This is a genomic window from Ruegeria sp. SATB045 (assembly GCF_059613525.1).
This window is the reverse complement of record NZ_JBXWSR010000012.1, coordinates 348,782-369,649: the sequence shown is the minus strand read 5'-3', so window position 1 is coordinate 369,649 and position 20,868 is coordinate 348,782. Positions and strand designations below refer to the sequence as shown.

At 58.5% G+C, this 20,868-nt stretch carries 20 protein-coding genes; 18 read left to right on the top strand and 2 right to left on the bottom strand.

Annotation, left to right across the window (positions count from 1 at the left end; genetic code table 11):
- Window positions 1-69: 69 nt before the first annotated feature.
- The 17 genes from AC2FNR_RS03600 (at window position 70) to AC2FNR_RS03520 (ending at window position 17,515) form a co-directional block, all read left to right on the top strand.
- Complete coding sequence (locus AC2FNR_RS03600; protein WP_170771681.1) at window positions 70-630, top strand: TRAP transporter small permease; 561 nt, start codon at window positions 70-72, stop codon at window positions 628-630.
- Window positions 627-2,123, top strand: a complete 1,497-nt coding sequence (locus AC2FNR_RS03595; protein WP_496848035.1) for a TRAP transporter large permease — start codon at window positions 627-629, stop codon at window positions 2,121-2,123. Before AC2FNR_RS03600 ends, AC2FNR_RS03595 begins: the two co-directional genes overlap by 4 nt.
- 227 nt (window positions 2,124-2,350) lie before the next feature.
- Window positions 2,351-3,889, top strand: a complete 1,539-nt coding sequence (locus AC2FNR_RS03590) for a benzoate-CoA ligase family protein (RefSeq protein ID WP_496848034.1) — start codon at window positions 2,351-2,353, stop codon at window positions 3,887-3,889.
- Window positions 3,886-4,704 carry an alpha/beta fold hydrolase gene (locus AC2FNR_RS03585; RefSeq protein ID WP_496848033.1) on the top strand — a complete coding sequence of 273 codons (819 nt, stop codon included), beginning with the start codon at window positions 3,886-3,888 and terminating at the stop codon, window positions 4,702-4,704. Before AC2FNR_RS03590 ends, AC2FNR_RS03585 begins: the two co-directional genes overlap by 4 nt.
- Window positions 4,701-5,153 (top strand): DUF309 domain-containing protein, encoded by a 453-nt coding sequence (locus AC2FNR_RS03580; protein ID WP_496848032.1) that lies wholly within the window; start codon window positions 4,701-4,703, stop codon window positions 5,151-5,153. Before AC2FNR_RS03585 ends, AC2FNR_RS03580 begins: the two co-directional genes overlap by 4 nt.
- An 80-nt stretch (window positions 5,154-5,233) precedes the next feature.
- Entirely contained in the window at window positions 5,234-6,892 is a 1,659-nt protein-coding gene (gene boxC, locus AC2FNR_RS03575; RefSeq protein WP_496848031.1) for a 2,3-epoxybenzoyl-CoA dihydrolase, read from the top strand.
- Window positions 6,893-6,925: 33 nt separating this feature from the next.
- A complete protein-coding gene (gene boxB, locus AC2FNR_RS03570; protein WP_496848030.1) occupies window positions 6,926-8,377 on the top strand; it encodes a benzoyl-CoA 2,3-epoxidase subunit BoxB in 1,452 nt (483 codons plus the stop codon).
- An 80-nt stretch (window positions 8,378-8,457) separates the two neighbouring features.
- Entirely contained in the window at window positions 8,458-8,625 is a 168-nt protein-coding gene (locus AC2FNR_RS03565) for a hypothetical protein (RefSeq protein WP_170783010.1), read from the top strand.
- On the top strand, window positions 8,622-9,812 hold the full coding sequence (gene boxA, locus AC2FNR_RS03560) for a benzoyl-CoA 2,3-epoxidase subunit BoxA (protein WP_496848029.1): 1,191 nt from the start codon (window positions 8,622-8,624) through the stop codon (window positions 9,810-9,812). The genes AC2FNR_RS03565 and boxA overlap by 4 nt, the downstream gene beginning before the upstream one ends.
- On the top strand, window positions 9,812-10,258 hold the full coding sequence (locus AC2FNR_RS03555) for an acyl-CoA thioesterase (protein WP_480868473.1): 447 nt from the start codon (window positions 9,812-9,814) through the stop codon (window positions 10,256-10,258). The genes boxA and AC2FNR_RS03555 overlap by 1 nt, the downstream gene beginning before the upstream one ends.
- A 64-nt stretch (window positions 10,259-10,322) precedes the next feature.
- On the top strand, window positions 10,323-11,243 hold the full coding sequence (locus AC2FNR_RS03550) for a helix-turn-helix transcriptional regulator (protein WP_496848027.1): 921 nt from the start codon (window positions 10,323-10,325) through the stop codon (window positions 11,241-11,243).
- A 51-nt stretch (window positions 11,244-11,294) separates the two neighbouring features.
- Complete coding sequence (locus AC2FNR_RS03545; RefSeq protein ID WP_496848026.1) at window positions 11,295-12,800, top strand: enoyl-CoA hydratase-related protein; 1,506 nt, start codon at window positions 11,295-11,297, stop codon at window positions 12,798-12,800.
- Between the two features lie 403 nt (window positions 12,801-13,203).
- Entirely contained in the window at window positions 13,204-14,109 is a 906-nt protein-coding gene (locus AC2FNR_RS03540; protein WP_496848025.1) for a LysR substrate-binding domain-containing protein, read from the top strand.
- Window positions 14,110-14,197: 88 nt separating this feature from the next.
- Window positions 14,198-15,379 carry a CaiB/BaiF CoA transferase family protein gene (locus tag AC2FNR_RS03535; RefSeq protein WP_496848023.1) on the top strand — a complete coding sequence of 394 codons (1,182 nt, stop codon included), beginning with the start codon at window positions 14,198-14,200 and terminating at the stop codon, window positions 15,377-15,379.
- Window positions 15,376-16,086, top strand: a complete 711-nt coding sequence (locus AC2FNR_RS03530) for a glutathione S-transferase family protein (protein ID WP_170724620.1) — start codon at window positions 15,376-15,378, stop codon at window positions 16,084-16,086. The genes AC2FNR_RS03535 and AC2FNR_RS03530 overlap by 4 nt, the downstream gene beginning before the upstream one ends.
- Window positions 16,087-16,114: 28 nt before the next feature.
- Entirely contained in the window at window positions 16,115-16,528 is a 414-nt protein-coding gene (locus AC2FNR_RS03525) for a GFA family protein (RefSeq protein ID WP_170754302.1), read from the top strand.
- Between the two features lie 78 nt (window positions 16,529-16,606).
- Entirely contained in the window at window positions 16,607-17,515 is a 909-nt protein-coding gene (locus tag AC2FNR_RS03520) for a carbon-nitrogen hydrolase family protein (protein WP_170754300.1), read from the top strand.
- 9 nt (window positions 17,516-17,524) lie between these two features.
- Here the strand turns inward: AC2FNR_RS03520 and AC2FNR_RS03515 are convergent, their stop codons facing one another.
- Both AC2FNR_RS03515 and AC2FNR_RS03510 read right to left on the bottom strand, forming a co-directional pair.
- Window positions 17,525-19,153 carry an FAD-binding oxidoreductase gene (locus AC2FNR_RS03515; protein WP_496848020.1) on the bottom strand — a complete coding sequence of 543 codons (1,629 nt, stop codon included), beginning with the start codon at window positions 19,151-19,153 and terminating at the stop codon, window positions 17,525-17,527.
- A gap of 80 nt (window positions 19,154-19,233) precedes the next feature.
- Window positions 19,234-19,854, bottom strand: coding sequence for a glutathione S-transferase family protein (locus tag AC2FNR_RS03510; RefSeq protein WP_496848018.1), 621 nt, complete (start codon window positions 19,852-19,854; stop codon window positions 19,234-19,236).
- A gap of 112 nt (window positions 19,855-19,966) precedes the next feature.
- On the opposite strand from AC2FNR_RS03510, the gene AC2FNR_RS03505 reads away from it, so the two are divergent.
- Entirely contained in the window at window positions 19,967-20,866 is a 900-nt protein-coding gene (locus AC2FNR_RS03505) for a LysR family transcriptional regulator (RefSeq protein ID WP_496848017.1), read from the top strand.
- Window positions 20,867-20,868 lie beyond the last annotated feature (2 nt).

Genomic DNA, 20,868 nt, shown 5'->3' with positions numbered 1-20,868 from the left:
CGCGGCTTATTCCGAACGCCGCGCGGCAATTATTCCAAAATCTGCATCGGCACCGTTGGTGGAGGGGACATGCACCAAACGATAGAAAAGCTGGCGCGCGGCATGGCATTGCTGGGCGGGGCGGTTCTGACGGCTTTGATCTTGTTGATCTGTATCTCGGTTCTGGGCCGGTCCCTCAATACATTGCTGCATGGGTGGCTCGGGCAGGTTGCACCGGGCTTTTCCGAATGGGCGCTAGGGTTGGGCGTCGGGCCCATCAATGGCGATTTTGAGATTGTCGAGGCGGGTGTGGCCTTTGCTATCTTTGCTTTTCTGCCGCTCTGCCAGCTGAATTCGGGTCATGCGGTCGTGGATATTTTCACCTCGAAACTATCGCCTCGGGTTGACCGTATCTTGCGGATGTTGGCCGAGGTGGTCTTTGCCGCCGTTTTGGTACTGATAGCGGTGCAGTTGTTTGGGGGCATGATGGCGAAGCTGCGGTTTGGTGAGAATACGTTTATCCTGCAATTCCCCGTCTGGTGGGGTTACGCCGCCAGCTTTTGCGCAGCCGTCGTGGCGGCGGTCGTTGGTCTTTATATGGCGGGCATCCGCATCCGCGAATGCGCGACAGGAAAGGAACTCCTGCCGTGAGCGATCTGGTCATAGGGTTGCTGTCCTTTCCCGCTCTGCTTTCGTTGATTTTCGCCCGCGTGCCGATTGGGTTGGCCATGTTCGTCACCGGTCTGGTCGGGATTGTGACTGTCACCGGCAACCTGAATATCCCGTTGGGCCGGCTGAAATCCGAGACCTACACGACCTTCTCCAGCTATTCCCTGTCGATTGTGCCGATGTTCCTGCTGATGGGGTATTTTGCCACGCTGGGCGGGATGTCGACGGCGCTGTTCAAAGCGGCAGAGGGCTTTTTGGGCCATCGCCGGGGCGGTGTCGCCATGGCCGCGATCGGAGCTTGCGCAGGGTTCGGGGCGATCTGCGGATCGTCGCTGGCGACGGCGGCCACGATGGGGCGCGTGGCACTGCCTGAGTTACGTCGGTATGGCTATGCCGGTGGCTTCTCGACCGCCACGTTGGCCGCAGGGGGGACGTTGGGCATTCTGATCCCGCCTTCGGTTGTGTTGGTGATCTACGCGATCCTGACCGAACAGAATATCGCCAAGCTGTTTCTAGCTGCATTCATCCCCGGCGTTCTGGCGGCATTGGGTTATGTGATTGCCGTCTCGGTCTATGTGCGCCTTTACCCAGACAGCGCCGGAACCCGTCCTGCCGTGCCCTACCGTGAACGGTTTCGGCTGTTGCTGGATGTCTGGCCCGTGCTGGTTGTCTTTGGCGGCGTTGTCGGCGGCATTTATGCGGGGTGGTTCACGCCCACAGAAGGCGCTGCTGTGGGGGCGGCTGGAACCGGACTCATCGCGCTAGCTAATGGCGGGCTGACATGGTCGACGCTGAAAGACAGTTTCACTACCACGGCCAAATCCACGGCGATGATCTTCTTCATCATTCTGGGCGCGGGGTTCTATAACGGGTTTCTGGCGCTGACGAATGTGCCGCAGGAACTGGCGAATTTCGTGCTGAGTCAGGGCTTCAGCCCCTGGGCAATTCTGGCTCTGATCCTTGTGTTTTATCTGGTTCTTGGTTGTGTGATGGACAGCCTCAGCATGATCCTGTTGACGATTCCCATCTTCTACCCGGTTATATCCGTGCTGGATTTCGGCTTGGTCGACTTGATCGCGATGCAACATGATGCAGCCCGTACTGCGCTGGCCGGAGCTGCCGACATCGCCCCCGACATCCGCGCTGAAGTCGAAGCCCTGATTGCCTCGGGGGCTGAGATCAGTCGCGATTTGCAGAAAGAGATCGGTATCCGAGTCACACAAGGCATGGCCGACCGCATCGCCGAAGAACGCACAGCCATTTGGTTCGGTATCCTCGTGTTGATCGTGGTTGAGGTCGGGTTGATCACGCCTCCAGTCGGGATGAATCTGTTTGTGATCAACACGATGGACCGTGAAACCCGCATGACCGAGACCTACAAGGCCGTGCTGTTCTTTGTCGGATCTGACATCCTGCGTGTTGTCCTTTTGGTGCTGTTCCCGGCGATCACTCTATTCCTGATCCCATTTGGCTGACCTGTGCTGAGTTGTGCAAGAAAATGCACAAACGCAAAAAACACTGTTGCAAACATGCCCGAGAGATGTGCATTATAACGCATATTTCAGGCGTCGGGGCGAAATTTTCTGAAACCCCGGTTCGAATGATCCCCCAACGAGACGACCCATAGGGGAGATGGGCGGCACATCAGGGTGATTGTTTTTCCGGCAAGCAGCCGCTGGCCCGTCGAGGGGAGGAGGAACCCGTGTCAGAAAACCAGAATGCAGCCCTTTGGTTTGTGGATCGTCACCTGCGCGAAGGGCGCGGCGACAAAGTGGCCTTTCACGAGGCCGACGGACAGCAACGCACGCTGACCTATCGCGCCCTGGCCAAGGAAAGCGCGCGGTTTGCGGGCGCGCTGACGCGCCATGAAGTGCGCCGCGAAGAACGTGTGGCGATGGTTGTGCTGGACCAGATCGAATTTCCGATCCTGTTCTGGGGCGCGATCAAGGCCGGAGCCATTCCGGTGCCGATCAACACATTGCTGTCCGCGCCGGTATATGCCGCGACCCTGAACGATAGCCGCGCGACGGTTCTGATCGTATCGGCCGAGATGTGGGCCACGGTCGCACCTGCGATCCAAGGCAATACAAATCTGCGGCAGGTTATCGTTATAGGCGACGCGCCCGATGGCACCACCAGCCTTGAGGCGTTCATGGATGGGGCCACGCCAGTGGAAACCGTCACCTCGGACAGTGATGAGGCCGCGTTCTGGCTCTATTCCTCGGGCTCGACGGGTCTGCCGAAAGGTGTGCGCCATGTGCAGTCCAGCCTTCGGGCCACCGCCGATACATTCGGGGCGCAGGTGCTGGGTATCCGGGAAGAAGACGTGGTGTTCTCGGTCGCCAAGCTGTTCTTTGCCTATGGGTTGGGCAACGGGCTGACCTTTCCGCTGTCGGTTGGGGCAACGACGATCCTTCTGGGTGGCCGCCCAACGCCGGATGTGGCGTTTCAGATCATCGCCGCGCACAAGCCGACGCTATTTTGCGGTGTGCCCACCTTCTTTGCCGCGATGAACGCACGGTTCGAGGCGGGCGATCTACAAAGCGAACCAAATCTGCGCCTGTGTACTTCGGCTGGCGAGGCGCTACCGCGCGAGGTGGGTGAGGCGTGGGAGAAGAATATGGGTGCGCAGATCGTGGATGGCGTGGGCTCGACCGAGATGCTGCACATTTTCCTGTCGAACCGCCCCGGTGACATAGTCTACGGAACTTCTGGCATGGCGGTGCCCGGCTATGACGTGCGTCTGGTCGACGAAGCCGATCACGAGGTTGGCGATGGCGAGGTGGGCGAGCTGCTGGTGCGGGGTCCTTCCTCTGCCGAAAGCTATTGGAACCGGCGCGAGAAATCGCGTGCGACTTTCGAGGGGCATTGGACCCGGACTGGCGACAAGTATGAGCGCACAGCCGAGGGTCGCTATATCTATTGCGGGCGCACGGATGACATGTTCAAGGTGTCCGGTATCTGGGTCAGCCCGTTCGAGATTGAACAGACGCTGATTGAACACCCCGCGATCCTTGAGGCCGCGATTGTGGCCCATGCCGACGAGCAAGGCTTGGACAAGCCCCGCGCCTTTGTCGTTCTGAAAGATGGTCAAAGCGCGGATGCGATCGGGGATCTGAAGGACTTTGTCCAAGACCGGATTGGCAAGTGGAAATATCCGCGCTGGGTCGAGGTGGTGGACGATCTGCCCAAAACCGCAACCGGCAAAATCCAACGTTTCAAACTGAGGGAAACCGCATGATCTGGCAGGATGGCGGCTCAGGCCGCATGGATGTGAACGGCACGGAACTGAAATACGGCACCTGGGGCCCTGCGCCACAGGATGCGCCCACCATCGTGATGCTGCACGAAGGGCTGGGGTGTTTAGCGATGTGGCGGGATTTCCCGGCCGACGTGTCTGCGGCGACCGGCTTTGGTGTTCTGGCCTATTCCCGTGCTGGCTATGGCCAATCCGATCCAGCAGAATTGCCGCGCCCGCTGGACTACATGACCGTCGAAGCGCAGCAGGTTCTGGGTCCCGTTCTGGATCAGGCTGGCATTCAGCGGGCGGTTCTGCTGGGCCATTCCGACGGTGCGACGATTGCGGCGATCTATGCAGGCTCGGTCTCGGACCAGCGGGTGCGGGGGCTAATCCTGATGGCGCCGCATTTCTTTACCGAAGAGATGGGGTTGGCTTCGATTGCCGCCGCGCGGGAAGCGTTTGATACCGGCGACCTAGCAGGGCGGCTGGCGTCTTATCACCGCGACCCGGCGGCGATGTTTAATGGCTGGTGTGATGCGTGGCTGGACCCCGGTTTCCGCAACTGGAACGTGGCGGATGTCATCGACTACCTGCGCATTCCGACGCTTGCGATTCAGGGGCGTGATGATCAGTACGGCACACTGGCGCAGATTGCAGAGGTTGAAACCCGCAGCTATGCCCCGGTCGAAACGGCCATATTGGAGAATTGTCGGCACGCCCCTCAGTTTGATCAACCCACAGCAACCCTGACAGCAATCGCAGAGTTCACCGCCCGGCTTGAGCGGTTGGAACAGGCAATGCCTGAAATGGCATGATCAGCGACTGTTGGCCACCACACGCTTACGTACCGGGTCAGACAGCCCGTCACCCCGAAGGTCTGTTTGACCCGCTGAAAACCGGCCTGTCGGATGTTGCGCCCATTGATCTGGTGGGTACATCTGCCTGGACCAGCGGTTTGGCCTTTCTGAATGAGGGGTACTATTGGGAGGCGCATGAGGTGCTCGAGGCCGTCTGGCTGGCCTGCCCACCCAATTCGCCAGAACGTTTGATGGTGCAGGCGGTTATCCAATACGCAAACGCCTGTCTGAAAGGTCGGATGGGGCAGCCTCGCGCGATGGCGCGGCTAATGATCTTGTCCGACGATCTGGCTCGCGAGGCGGTGGATCGGGCAGGAAGGGCTGTTCTGGGTTTGAATGGTGGGATGTGCAAAATAATGCACAACAAAGTAGAAGAAGAGGGCAGAACTGGCAAAAAATGCATCTAAAAGATGCGTTATTTTGCACTCATTCCTTTACTCGATACATGCAGCGCACTATCCTGCATGACTGAACGTAGGAGTTGCACATGACCAAGGTCATCAATTTTCAGACCCATCCATCGCAGTATCGCCATTGGCGGGTGGAATATGATGGGCCGGTTGCGAACCTGATTATGGATGTCGACGAAGATCAGGGGCTGTTCGAGGGGTATCAACTCAAGCTGAACTCTTACGATCTGGGCGTCGATATCGAACTGGCCGATATCGTGCAACGGATGCGCTTTGAACATCCCGAGGTGAAAGTGGTCGTCATGCAATCCGGTAAGGACCGGGTGTTCTGCGCGGGTGCAAATATCCGGATGCTCGGGGGGGCTGCCCACAGCCACAAGGTGAACTTCTGCAAATTCACCAATGAGACGCGCAACACCTACGAAGCCGCCGAAAAGGACAGCGGCCAGAAATATATTGCCGCCGTCAAAGGCGCCTGCGCCGGGGGTGGCTACGAGCTAGCGCTGGCCTGCAACCACATCATGCTGACCGATGACAGCACATCCTCGGTCGCGCTGCCCGAGGTGCCTCTGTTGGCGGTTCTACCCGGAACTGGTGGGCTGACGCGGGTGACGGACAAACGCAAGGTGCGGCGCGATCTGGCCGATGTGTTCTGCTCGACCGAAGAAGGGGTCAAGGGCAAGCGGGCGCTGGATTGGCGTCTGGTGGATGAGGTCGTGCCGAACTCCAAGTTCGACGCCACCGTGCAAGAACGTGCCCGCGAATTCGCAGCCGCGATGCCCAAGCCGGATGCCACAGGGGTTGCTTTGGGTCCGTTGGACAAGACGGTCGGCGAAGATGGATCGGTCACGTATAGCTTGATTGAGGTAGCTGTTGATCGGGATGCCCTCAAGGCGACCGTGACGATCAGCGGCCCGGATGCCGACGCGCCGCAGGACATGGCCGCGTTCACCGCGCACGGGGATCAGGCCTATCTGTTGCGGCTGGCGCGCGAACTGGACGACGCCATCCTGCACCTGCGCCTGAATGAGATGGAGTTGGGGCTTCTGGTCTTCCGCACCCAAGGCGACCCCGAGCTGTTCCAGGCGCATGAGGCGCTGTTGCTGGTCAACCGTGACCACTGGCTGGCCAACGAGGTGCTGCAGTATTGGAAGCGCCTACTGAAACGGATCGACGTCACATCACGGTCGATGTCAGCGCTGGTCGAACATGGCTCGTGCTTTACCGGTATTCTGGCCGAAATCCTGTGGGCGGTGGATCGCACATATATGATGGAAGACGAGTTCGAAGGCGACAATCGTCCCTTGGCGACGGTCACTCTGACTGATGCGAATTTTGGACCTTTGCCCATGGGCAATGACCTGACCCGGCTTGAAACCCGGTTCTACGGCACGCCCGATGCGGCGGGCCAGATGGAAGACCATAAAAACACCGCGCTGGATGCCGAAGCTGCCGACGAGCTGGGCCTTGTGACGATGATCCTGGATGACATCGACTGGGAAGACGAGATCCGCATCTTCGAGGAAGAGCGCGCCTCATTCAGCCCCGATGCAATGACCGGGATGGAGGCGAACCTGCGTTTCGCGGGCCCCGAAACCATGGAAACCCGCATCTTTGGCCGCCTGACCGCATGGCAGAACTGGATTTTCAACCGTCCCAATGCGGTGGGTCCCGATGGCGCGTTGCAACGGTACGGCACCGGGCTACGCGGCGAATATGACATGGAACGTGTGTGACAGGTTCCGCCCGAGCTTCATCAGGAGAAAGACATGCTAGACGTCATCAACGTAAGTTACGACACTCAGATCCCCAACAATGTCGGCCTGAGTCAGGACCGCAAGGTGCTGAAAGCGCTTGAGAAATGGCATCCCGGCTATATCGACTGGTGGAACAAGCTGATCCCACAGAACTTTCAGGAATCCATGGTCTATCTGCGCACTGCCGTCAGTGTTGACCCCAAAGGCTGGGCCAAGTTCGACTATGTGAAAATGCCGGAATACCGTTGGGGCGTTCTGTTGGCTCCGCAGGTCGAAGAGCGCATCATTCCAATGGGTGAGCATAAGGGTGAGAAAGCATGGCAGGAGGTGCCGGGCGAATACCGCAACATGCTCAAACGTCTGATTGTCATTCAAGGCGATACCGAGCCGGGCTCGGTCGAGCAGCAGCGGTTCTTGGGACTGACTGCGCCGTCGCTTTATGACATGCGCAACCTGTTTCAGGTCAACGTGGAAGAAGGCCGCCACCTGTGGGCGATGGTCTATCTGCTGCAGAAATACTTTGGCAAGGATGGCCGGGAAGAGGCGGATGACCTGCTGATCCGGTCCTCGGGCTCTGAAGAAGCGCCGCGGATGTTGGGCGCCTTTAACGAAGAAACGCCCGATTGGCTGTCTTTCTTCATGTTCACCTATTTCACTGACCGTGACGGCAAGATGCAGCTGGAAAGTCTTGCGCAATCTGGATTTGATCCGCTCAGCCGAACATGCCGCTTTATGCTGACCGAAGAGGCCCACCATATGTTTGTGGGCGAAACCGGTGTCAGCCGTATCGTGCAACGCACCTGCGAGGCGATGAACGAGGCCGGTTTGACCGACCCCTACGATATCGGCAAAGTGCGTGATCTGGGCGTGATCGACCTGCCGACGATCCAGAAAAAGCTGAACCTACACTATTCGCTGTCGCTGGACCTGTTCGGGCAGGAGGTCTCGACCAATGCCGCCAACGCCTTCAACGCGGGTATCAAGGGCCGGTATATGGAGAACCGTATCGACGACGACCACATGCTGCAAAGCGACACTTATGCAGTTAAATCCATTGTTGATGGGGCGATCGTGACGCAGGATGTACCTGCGCTGACCGCGATCAACATGCGGTTGCGCGACGACTATGTCCGCGATGCCTCGGGCGGTGTCGGGCGTTGGAACAAGATCATTCAGAAGGCCGGGATCGAATTCAACTTGGCCCTGCCAGACGAGGCGTTCCACCGCCAGATTGGCGTCTTTGCCGCGATCAAGGCCAATCCCGAAGGCGATATCATCTCTGAGGCGGAATGGGCCGCGAATGCCGACAAATGGCTGCCGTCCAAGGAAGATGGGGCCTATATCCAGTCGCTTATGGTGCCGTGCTATGAGCCCGGCAAATACGCAGGCTGGATCTCGGCCCCAAAGGTTGGGATCGATAACAAGCCTGGCGATTTCGAATATGTGAAACTGCACATGGCCTGATCTCGGGCCTGTTTGGCAGGGCAGTGGGGACCCCCTCTGCCGGCCGCATCTTGCCAGCCAACGCGGGAAGGAAATGGATGATGGCGGCGGAACGCTCCGCACTCAGCGCAGACAAGGCCGAGATACAGCCCAATCACTCGGTTATCCGGGGGCGTTGTCTTGGCTGTGACACCTGCACCGGCATCTGCGCAGCACTTATCGACGCCATGACCCTTCCCGCCCTTATCCAGCGACGGCATAAATCATGAACAAACCCATCAAACAGCACCTGATCGACCCGGAAATCTGTATCCGTTGTTACACCTGCGAGATGACCTGCCCCGAACAGGCCATCGAACATGACGACAACAACGTGGTTGTGAATGCGGATCTGTGCAACTTCTGCATGGATTGCATCCCGGTCTGCCCGACCGGTTCGATCGACGAATGGCGCGTCGTGACCGAGCCTTACAGCCTTGAGCAGCAATATGAGTGGGAGGAGTTGCCGGAACAAGAGGATCTGGTCTCGGATGACGCCGACACCGGGATTGAGGCGCTGGATGATGCGATGGCCGCGTTGCTGGCCGATGCCCATAAGGGTGCGGGGGGCAAATCCAAGGCCCCAGCCACGGCGTCGAAACCCACGATCAATCTGTACAACTTGGGCAAACCTGTTCAAGCCGTTGTGCAGGGCAACTACCGCCTGACCGAGGCGTCCTCGGACAGTGACGTACGCCATATCATTCTTGATTTTCAGGGCCACCCGATGCCGGTTCTGGAAGGTCAGTCGATCGGGATCATCCCGCCCGGCACCACCGGCGAAGGGCAGCCGCACCTGCCGCGGCTTTACTCCGTGTCCAGCCCGCGCGATGGCGAACGACCCGGTTTCAACAACGTCTCACTGACCGTCAAACGCGAAGAGGGCGGGGTTTGCTCGAACTATATCTGTGATCTGAAAAAGGGTGATGCGGTCAATGTTACCGGCCCGTTCGGGTCGACCTTTCTGCTGCCTGATGATCCCGACGCGCGCATCCTGATGATCTGCACCGGCACCGGCTCGGCCCCGATGCGCGCCTTTACCATGCGCCGTCAGCGCAAGGTGGGCACGATCCACGGTGGCATGACGATGTTCTTCGGGGCGAGAACGCCTGACAGCTTGCCCTATTTCGGGCCGTTGCAGAAAGTGCCCAAGACGCTGTTGGATCAGCATCTGGTATTCAGCCGGCAAGAGGGGCAGGACAAGGAATATGTTCAGGACAGGATGCTGGCCAAACGAGACATCGTCGCCGACTTGCTGCAAGACACCAACAGCTATGTTTATATCTGCGGCCTGCGGGATATGGAGGACGGGGTCGAGCAAGCTCTGACCGAAATCTCGGCGGGCGTTGGACAGGACTGGACCGCGCTGCGGGATCAGATGCGCGACGCGGGTCGATACCACGTGGAGACCTATTGATGTTGGTCCGGCCGGCCTCGGCCTATCGGCATGATATCCGGGTGACGTGGGGCGATTGCGACCCGGCGCGCATCGCCTATACCGGGCGCCTGCCATGGTTCGCACTGGATGCGATCAACGCCTGGTGGGAAGAGCATCTGGGTCAGGGCTGGTATCAGCTGGAACTGGACCGCAATGTCGGCACGCCCTTCGTCCGGCTTGAGATGGACTTCAAATCGCCGGTCACGCCCCGGCACACGCTGGCCTGTCACGTATGGCCCAGTCGGTTGGGCACATCCTCCATCACGTTTCGCGTCGATGGCGAACAGGATGGCCAACTGTGCTTTTCGGCCCAGACCGTCAGCGTCTTCATCGTGGCAGACGCGTTTGAAAAACGCCAACCTCCGCAGGATATCCAAGACCTGTTGGCTCCGTTTTTGTGTGACGCGGAGCAGACCGGGACATAACCGTTTTCCTTTTTGGTCCGGCGAACGTATTGTGCATTATTATACACATTCGGAATTGCGAAACATGGCGGAAATTACAACCTTCAGCGGGGTGTCGACCCAGATCGACACAGATTCCGAGATCGAACGCAGCATCTCGGCGCTGATGGTGCAGGTGGGCGAACGGGTCCGCAGCGCGCGTGAACGCAAGGGCATTTCTCGTCGGGTTCTGTCCGAAAGCTCGGGCGTGTCACAGCGCTATCTGGCGCAGCTTGAATCCGGGACGGGGAATATTTCGATCGGGTTGCTGCAACGTGTGGCGCATTCGTTGGATCACCGGATCGAGTGGTTCGTGGGTGCCGAAGATCCGTGGAACTCCACCAGCCTGCGCGTGGCCGAATTGTTCTCTGCCGCCGATAGCGAAACACGTGATCAGGTGTTGCAGGCGCTCTCGCCGGGCAGCGATCAGGGTGGAAGGGCACAGCGCGTCTGTCTGATTGGCTTGCGTGGTGCGGGGAAATCGACGCTTGGTAAACTTGCGGCTGAACAACTGGATGCGCCGTTTTTGGAGCTGAACAAAGAAATCGCCCTGCATGGCGGAATGCCGATTGACGAGATCCTCGCCCTTTACGGGCAGGAAGGCTATCGCAAGCTTGAGGCCGGGTCTTTGGATCGGGTCATCGAAAACTATGACCGCGTGATCCTGGCCGTGGCCGGTGGCATCGTGTCCGAGCCCGAGACGCTCAACAAGTTGCTGTCCAGTTTCCATACGATTTGGCTGAAGGCCTCGCCGCAGGAGCATATGGACCGGGTGCGCGCGCAGGGTGATGAGCGGCCCATGGCGGGCAATGCCGACGCGATGGAGCAGCTGACCTCGATCCTGGCCAGCCGCGAGGTTCTTTATGCGCGGGCGCGGTTCATGCTGGACACGTCGGGGCGGGCGCTGGACCAGTCGCTGGATGAATTGGTGACGATGATCCGGACGCAAAAGCTGTTGGATGCGTGACCTAGGTCTATATCCGCACATAAGTGAACTATAACGCAGAAGGAGCCGATGATGGCCGTGGATGTCTGGCGTCAGGGGGCCGTCGGGTTTGTCAGGCTGAACAACCCGCTTGTGAATGCCATCGGTCTCAGCGTTCGCCAGGGCCTGTGGGATGCGTTGGCTTGGGTTCAGGCACAGAAAGGTCTGTCGCGGGTGGTACTACATGGATCGCAGCGCGCATTTGCTGCGGGTGCGGATGCGCGAGAGTTTGACGCGCCACCGGTTGCGCCGCATTTGCCGGAAATTTTGAATGGGATTGAGGCCTCGGACGTGCCGTGGGTTGCGGCGATCACGGGGGGTGCGTTGGGCGGTGAGTGTGAGCTGGCGCTGGCCTGCCGCTATCGGATCGCGGCGCCGGGTGTCCGGATTGGCCTTCCCGAGGTGACGCTGGGCGTGGTGCCCGGCGCGGGCGGCACGCAACGCTTGCCCCGCCTGATCGGGATTGCGGCTGCGGTCGAGTTGATTGCAACCGGCAAGCCCGTTCCGGCTGAACAGGCCGAAGCCTTGGGGCTGGTGGACGGTATCGCAGAGGACCCGGTGGATGTTGCGCTGCATCTGGACGTAGGCACGCTGGAGCTGTCTGTGCCGCCCGGATTGCGGGACCGGCCCGCCGCAGATGATACGGCGATTGTGGCCGCGCGCGCCGATGTCTCGCAGCGGATGCCCCACCAGATCGCGCCGCCAAAGGCGATTGATCTGGTGGCCCTGTCGACCACGGCCACTTTGTCGGAAGCAATGGCCCAAGAACGCGCGACGTTTTTGGACCTGCGGCAAGGCGCACAAGCCCGCGCCCTTCGCCATATCTTCTTTGCCGAACGTGCTGTGCGGGGGCAGGACACCCCCAGCACTAGCCATATCGCAAATCGCATGCTCGCGCGGTACCACGAAGCGGCGGATACGGTGCTGATGGATGGCTCGACCCCGTGGGAGGTGGATGAGGCCATGGTCGAATTCGGCTATACCATGGGCCCTTACGAGGCGCAGGACCTGACCGGTGTGGACATCGCTCTTGCCAATCGCCGCGAAAACGCCCCGCGCGACCCGAACCGCCGAAATATTCCCATCGCGGACCGGATGCTCGAGCTGGGCAAGCTGGGCAAAAAGGTCGGAGCAGGCTGGTATCGATATCCCGGCGGGGGTGGGAAGGTTGACGACCCGATCGTGGCCGACCTGGCATTGGAGGAGGCACATTTCGCAGGGATCACCCGCTGTGACTATTCTGAGGAGGAGATCAGGGACAGGCTGCTATGTGCGATGATCAACGAAGCGGTTGGTCTGCTTGACGAAGGAATTGCCTTATCGGCTCGAAGTATTGATCTTGTTACTGTAAGAAGCTGTGGCTTCCCACGGTGGCGTGGTGGGTTGATGTTTTATGCGGATACGATCGGGGCTGAAACTATCTTGGCGCGTCTGGATACCTATGCGAACGAAGACAGTTTGGTTTGGGCACCCAGCCCTTCCCTGCGATATTGCGTGGAAAACAACGTCTGCCTGTCTGACCGGTTTCCGACCAAGTGACACTTGGAGACCCACAGTTAAACTTATCTGTTTAGAAAAGATCAGACGTTCGGGATTGTTGGAAGAAGAGTTCTCATAAACTGAGGAAGAGATGTCAAAACAGCGGCTTGAGCCCGGAGTGGGCTTTCTGACTTCGCCAGTTCTGAGAGAAATAGGCCCGTCTTTGAGGTCGATCCCCAGACGCCGGAGTTCACCACTTGTGCCGATGTTCTGTGCATTCGCATAGGAACATGGTTAAACGCCCGGAAAGGTAATATGACGCGAGTGAATAGGCGTCACGGAGTTATCAACCAAACAGCGTTTTCTGGTTTGCTGAAAACTGTATGAGATAGCCATGTACTGTGCGAAAGGGATTTGATCTGCTCTGGCTGTTCATCTCCCGAACGATGGCTAAGATGGCGCCATGTCCAAGGTCAGACCGCGCATTCCACATGATTATTTTCCGCCTTTTGGTGGGTTGAAATCCTTCTACGAAGTTGCTTTGACCGGCAGCGCCGTCAAGGCAGCGGAACGCTTGCAAGTTTCGGCGTCGTCTATCAGCCACCAGGTCAAGTCGCTTGAATCCGAACTGGGGGTCCGGTTGGTTGAAAACCGCAAGGGACGTCTGTTTCTGACCGCCGATGGCGCACAGTTTTTTGATCAGATCAAAGGGCCGATGTCCGAGATACTGCGCGCGACCGAGGCCATCCGTTCGATGCCGGGGCGCAAGCGGATATCTTTGACTCTGACGCCGTCTTTTGCAGCCGGCTGGCTGTTGCCGAGGCTTTCCGATCTTGAACGTAGCCACCCCGATCTTGAGGTCAATTTGGTCACCACAACACGTGTGGTTGATCTAGAACGGGAAAATGTTGATCTGGCAATCCGGCGGGGAATGGGCGAGTGGCCTCAAACGGTTGTAACTCCGCTTATGCGCGAAGTCATCGTGCCCGTGATGTCGCCTGCGTTTGCTCAGACGATTGGAGGTATGGCGCTGGCGGAAGTTTTGAAAACCCAGCGGGTTTTGGCAAATACGACCGTGGATGCAGAATGGGATCACTGGTGCCAGGCGCGGGGGTTTCAACCTCCGGCGGCCAATCAGCGGTATAGTCTTGAAACCTATGAATTGACGATTCAGGCGGCACAGGACGGTTTGGGTATTGCGTTGGGCCGCAGACCGCTGGTGGATTCTTTGCTTTCGGCTGGCGTTCTGTGCGCGCCTTTTGATCTGCCCGACGCCGACAATATCGGCTATTATGTCGCGCGGCCCGATGGTGCCATGCGGTCCGATGTCAAGCGGTTCCATGACTGGTTGCTGACGCAAAGGAATTGAATTTTTTTCAACTCTTGCTGAGGTTTTTGCAGTACAAACCTGTTCCTTCGCAACCTAGCTTCAAACTAAGGTTTGCAGGAGTTTGGCGATGGCCCAGCACAGTGACATTCAGCGCAACGGCCCCCTGTCGGGCATCAGGGTCATTGATCTGACCGCCGTTGTGTCCGGCCCCATGAGCACGATGATCCTTGCCGATCAGGGAGCCGATGTAATCAAGATCGAACGCGCCGACGGCGACTTTACCCGTCACGTGGCGACTCGCCGGGGAGGACATTCGGCCTCTTACCTGAACAATAACCGCAACAAACGCTCGGTGGTGGCCGATCTGAAAAATCCCGATGATATCGCCATGATCAAGACGCTGGTGCAGGACGCCGACGTGTTTATCCAGAATTTCCGCCCCGGTGTCGTGGATCGTCTTGGGCTTAGCTATGAAGTGCTGAGTGTGCTCAACCCCCGGCTGGTCTATATGTCCATTTCTGGGTTCGGGTTCGACGGACCTTTGGCCAATAAGCCTGTCTATGACCCGCTGATACAGGCGTTATCGGCGCTGACCACGGTTCAGGCCGGATCGGACGAGGAGCGTCCGCGTCTGGTCCGCACGATCCTGCCCGACAAGCTGACGGCGGTACAGGCCAGTCAGGCGGTGACCGCCGCGCTGTTTGCCCGCGAACGCACAGGAAAGGGCCAGAAGGTCACGCTGTCGATGCTGGACACAGTGGCGGCTTTCCTCTGGGCCTCGGACATGAACGGCCACACCTTTGTGGGCGATGAGATGGAGGTTGAGGCCAGCCAGTCTTTCCATGATCTGATCTATGAGGTGAAAGGCGGATACCTCAGTATTTCGATCATGCAGAACAAGCATTGGGAGGCTCTGGCCCATGCCACAGGTCGCCCTGATATCATCGACGACGAACGCTTTAAAACGACCGAGTTGCGCGACATCAACCGGGACGCGCGGCTGGACTTGACGCAAGAGATGGTGCGTGACCTTGACCGTGACACGTTGTTGACTGCACTGGAAGAGGCGGGTGTCCCCTGTGCCCCTGTCCTGACACGACGCGAGATGCGCCAACATCCGCAGCTCGAGGCCAATGGTATGTTCGTCGAATATGACCACCCGACTGCCGGTCGCCTGCGGCAGACCCGGCCGGCTACCGTGTTTCATGGTACTCCGGCGACCGACTTGCGCCCCGCGCCGGAACTGGGCGAACACACTGCCGAGGTCCGCGCGAGCCTGACCCCAAACCCTCTGGCGGATGCATCATGATTGACTTCTATTACTCTCCCACACCGAACGGTTGGAAAGTCGCGATCATGCTGGCCGAAACTGGTTTGGATCATCGCACCATTCTTATGAACCTGCGCGGTGGCGACCAGTTCCAACCCGACTTTCTGGCGATCAGCCCAAACGCCAGGATGCCGGCCATTCTGGACCATGACGCAGACGGTGGCCCGCTGAGTGTTTTCGAAAGCGGCGCCATCATGTTGTACCTGGCAGATCGCAGCGGCCAATTCGGCCCCGAAACCCCACGCGAGCGGATCGCCTTTACCGAATGGCTGTTCTGGCAGGCAGCCAATCAGGGTCCGATGGGCGGTCAACTGAGCCACTTTGTGAACTATGCGCCGAAGGACCAGCCCTATTCCCACAAGCGATACAAGGGCGAGTTCGAACGGTCTCTGGCGGTCCTAGAGAACCGGCTTGAGGGGCGCGAGTATATGTTCGACCGCTATACGATCGTAGATATGATGTGTTTTCCGTGGGCGTTCATCGCGAAACCTTTGGGCGTTTCACTGGATGCTTTTCCAAACGTTGCCGCCTGGCGTCAACGGATCAAGGCACGCCCTGCCGTTCGTGATGCGATCAACCTGCACAAAAACGCTCAGTTCACGGGCAAAGCCACGGCGCAGCAGAACGAAACCCTGTTCAATCAATCGGCCGCCCACCTGATGCCAACAAAAGAGAAATCCCAATAAAACCAGAACCATCAGCAAGGAGACACCAATGCCCAAGATCGAAGGAAGCTGCCTGTGCGGACAGGTCACCTATAGTTCCAGCGCCGATGAGCCTGCCATGATGGTCGTCTGCCATTGTCCGGATTGCCAGCGGCAAAGCGGCTCGGCCTATTCGACCAATGTGCTGGTGCCGACCGCGTCGATCGCATTCGAGGGTGACAGCCGCAGGACCTATGTGATGAACGGGGCATCCGGGCAGCCGGTGACCCGTAATTTCTGCGGCAATTGCGGCTCGCCCCTGTCGACCGAGATGCCAGCCTTTGGTGACCTTGCGGCGGTAAAGGCCGGGACGTTGCAGGACAGTTCATGGGTCAAGCCCTCGATCCAGATCTGGTGCAATTCTGCGCAACCCTGGGGCCCGGTTTCGGATGATATGGACAAAGCGCCGGCCAATCCGGGTTAAACGTCTGATTTGACACCCTGGCCCGTGCCTGATGAGATCATGCGCGGGTCATAGTTAAAACGAGCAGGACATTGCCTTATGAAAGTTGCCGCTGTTCAGGCCGCTCCGGTCTTTCTTGATCCACAGGCCAGCACGGACAAGCTGATCGCCCTGCTGCGGGATACCGCATCCAGTGGGGCCGAATTGGTTGTCTTCCCCGAGGTTTTTTTGTCCGGCTATCCCGTATGGCTGCGCGCCCCGAGCGTGGCCCATAATGACGAGCTGCTGAAGATCGGGCATGTGGCCTATCTGAAGTCCGCGATTACGACCGACGGCCCCGAGATTGCTGCGATCTGTGCCGAGGCAACTGACCTTGGCGTTGCCGTCATGACCGGGATCGTTGAACGGGCTGGTTCGGGCGGTTCGGTTTATGCCTCGTTGGTGACAATCCTGCCCGACAAGGGTGTCGTGAATGTGCATCGCAAGCTCAAGCCGACGTTTCACGAAAGGCTGCTATGGGCCGATGGGGATGGGCATGGTCTGGCTGTTCAGGATTGGAAAGGCATCCGGGTCGGCGGTTTGAATTGCTATGAAAACTGGCAGCCTCTGGCCCGGCAAGCGCTGTACCAGCAGGGAGAACAGTTGCATATCGCAACATGGCCAGGTGATCTGGACGTAACCGACCACATCACACAATTCATCGCGATGGAGGGGCGGGTTTATGTTGTTTCGGTTTCGGGTCTGCTGCGCAGCAGTGACATTCCTGACAGCTTCCCCTTGCGAAAACACGTAACCGAGGGGCGCGATGTCATCAACGACGGCGGTAGCATGATCGCGGCACCCGGTGGCAAATTGATTGCTGGTCCAGTCACGGGCGAAGAGATCACGCTCTATGCTGAGATCGATGTGGATCAGGTTATCGCCGCACATCTGAAACTGGATCCGGCAGGGCACTACAGCCGTCGCGACATCCTTAGCCTCAACCATAGCAAACAGCGGTTGGACTAACGGCAGCGGTCAGGCAGAGCCGAAGGTTTCATAGTGGATTTGGCTTCCGTCTATTCCGGCAGCTTCTAAACCTGACTTCAGATCAGTCACGAATCCGGCGGGACCGCAAAGCATGTAAAGCGCATCCGCACCGGTATCGAGCGCCAGAACCTCTGCGGCCGTGACGCGGCCTTCTGCGTCGAAATCGCGGCCAACCAGATCGCCGCTGTCGGGTTGGCTGAAAAACACGCGTTTCCGTGCGCCGCGGGTCGCCGAGATCAGGCGGTCTGTTTCTTGGGACAGTGCATGGTGACGACCGTTGCGTGCGCCATGCACGAACCATACCTGGCGTCCGGTATTCTGTTGCGCCAACCGATGCAGCATGGCCATCATTGGTGTCAAACCAACACCCACGCTGACCAGAACCAAAGGGCGTGTTGAATCAGGTATCAGAAAATCACCAGCCGGAGGGCGGGCTTCGATCGTGTCTCCTATTTTGATGCTGTCGTGTAGGAATTGCGATGCAGTCCCACCTGGCTCGCGCTTTACAGTGATCCGGTAAGTGTCTTCACCGGGTTTGCCCGACAGGGAATAAGACCGACGTATCTTTACATCATGCGCAGGTATTTCGAGGGCGATCGGCAAATGCTGCCCGGCTTGAAAGGGTGACAGAGTATCGCCCTCGGCCGGAGCGAGGTGGAACGATGTGATCCCCTCGGCCTCGGATTTCTTGTCGACTACGGTCAGGTTTTGCGACGGGGCAGGGTCCGCTGACCAACGTAACGAAAGTGCCTCGGTCCGTTCAATCACCGCGTCGATCGTAACGTCGATCATGCGCAAAATGTTTGGATCACGCGCTTCTTCGGGCGCCCAGTCGATCTTGGCGCGCCCGGTCAGATGCAAAAGTCCACCGGTTGCGAAATCGACAAACAACAATCCGACACGGGGGTCCTGCAGCAGATTTCCAATCGTGTTGAAAAAGTTGTTCCCGGAATAATCCGGTATGCGCAACCGGGTTGGGCTGATCACGCGCACGAACCCTGGCTCACCGCCTCTATGCGAAGCGTCGTACCCATCCGAGGCCGCCTTTTGCGGGGCGTGATGACCGGAACCCAGGAAAAGCGTGTCAGCGGCACGGATGCGAGCGATTTGGCCGGGGCTGAGATGGTCGGATTCTTGGGCTTCTGTGGGCACGGTTCGCGGGGCGCGCCACCAGTCGCGTTCATTGATGTACTGCGGGCAGTTTCCGAATGTTTGGCGAATGTCTATGATCAGCCCTTGGTCTGAACGTCGGGTCCGGCCGCTAAGACGGTTGCGGCGCCTTGTGGCCAGTTCGATCCCGACGACCCCAATATCGGTCCCTTCCTGCAGGCTGTGTACCAGAGGATCCAGCGGGTCAACTTGTGTATCCAACGTCAGGCGTTCCGGATCAGGAGACCCGATGAAACCATCAGGCCCTTCGATGATTGTTGCCCAGACCTGACCGTCCGAGTCACCTGAGGCGACGACGAGAAACGGTTGCGTCTGATAGAACGTACGGTGCTGTTCGGGCATGAAATCGCGTATATAGCGTGTTCCGATGGTGGCAATATTATCCGCGCCCGCGCGTTTTTGTGCGGCCAGTTCACCGGCATGGAATGGGGTATCTGCGTCGACCATCGGTTCACTCCTTCTTTATTTCCCAACACTGGGAACCCTTGCCCGAAGCTCTTTACACTCAAGTTTCGGGCAGGTTTGGTTCAGGCCACGAGGCCCGCAGCGGTGGAGGGCATCGGTTCAAAGCCATCCTGGGCCTCGAAACGCGCGATCCAGGCCCGTACGTTTGGGTAAGGGTCAAGCGAGACATTCCCCTCGGGCGCATGGGCGGTGTAGGAATAGCCAGCTACATCTGCAATGGTCGGGCGGTCGCCAACCAGCCAATCACGCCCCTCAAGGCCATTTTCTAGCTTTTTCATTGCCTGGGCTGCGGTGGCCGCGGCAAAATCGGCATCCAACGGAGCACCAAAGACTGTAATCAAACGTGCGGCACATGACCCAAACGCAATTTCACCTGCGGCAAGGGTCAACCATTTCTGGACAGCAGCTTCTCCGACTGGATCGCTGGGCATCCAGTCAGACGCATATTTCCGGGCAAGATAGACCAGAATTGCGTTCGAATCCGATACGACGACATCGCCATCTTGCAAGACCGGTACTTGACCGTTTGGGTTCATGTCCAGAAATTCGGGTGTCTTGTGCTCTCCGGCGGCCAGATCAACAAAGATGGCCTCGTGCGCAATTCCTGCGAGCTGGGCGAAGACCAAAGCACGATGCGCGTGACCTGATTTCGGGAAATGGTGGATACGAACTGCGTTGGACATCTGTTGGCTCCTGTCATTCATAAGCTGTGTCTGACGGACAGATAACTCTTGCGAAGTTGGATGATAATTGTCAGATTTTGCGAATAATTAGGCCCTGAAAGGGCGCAATAAAATGGACAAGATTGATCGAATGCGCGCATTCGCGCTGGTGGCAAAAAATGCCTCTTTCACGTTGGCGGCGCAGCGGATGGGGCGTTCATCTCGACTGGTCAGCAAATATGTTGCTGATCTGGAAGAGGCATTGGGCGTGCAGCTTTTGAACCGTACGACACGCAGCGTATCCCTGACAGATGCGGGTGCGACGTATCTGGCAATGTGCGAACCGCTGCTGGATGGGTTTGACGAACTTGAGGAAACAGTCCGAAACGCCCAGAAATCACTGCGCGGCGTAATCCGGATTTCTGCGCCGACCGGCTTTGGCTCGGTGCGGCTTGCGCCGTCACTTGCGGCCTTTGCAACACAGCACCCCGAGGTCGAGATTTACCTGAACCTGTCCGACCGCAGGGTGTCGATCATTGATGAGGGTCTGGACCTCGCTATCCGGATAGGTCCGATGCGCGACAGTTCACTGAAAGTGCGTCAACTGGGGCAAATGCCTTTAATCGTATGCGCATCCCCCGCGTATCTGGACCGCGCAGGCACGCCGACAGACCCACGCGCCCTGGCAACACATGACTGCATTCTTGACGGGAACATGTCCGAGCCCGGGCTGTGGCGGTTCGATATCAAAGGCGAAGATGTGGCGGTTCCGGTAAGCGGACGGTTGCGCGCCAATGCCCCCGCAGCTTCGGCGCGTCTTGCGATGGATGGTGTGGCGATCGCACGATGTCCTGCTTACACAGTAGCTGAGGCTCTCAGGTCGGGTGCTTTGATCGAACTGTTTTCTACTTACCGTGTGGCACCTTATGTCGTCGCCGCTCTTTTCCCGCAAAATCGCCGTATGACGACCCGCGTCCGGCACCTGATCGACCACCTTGCAAACGACGACCTCATCACAAACGCAGGCGCGTGATC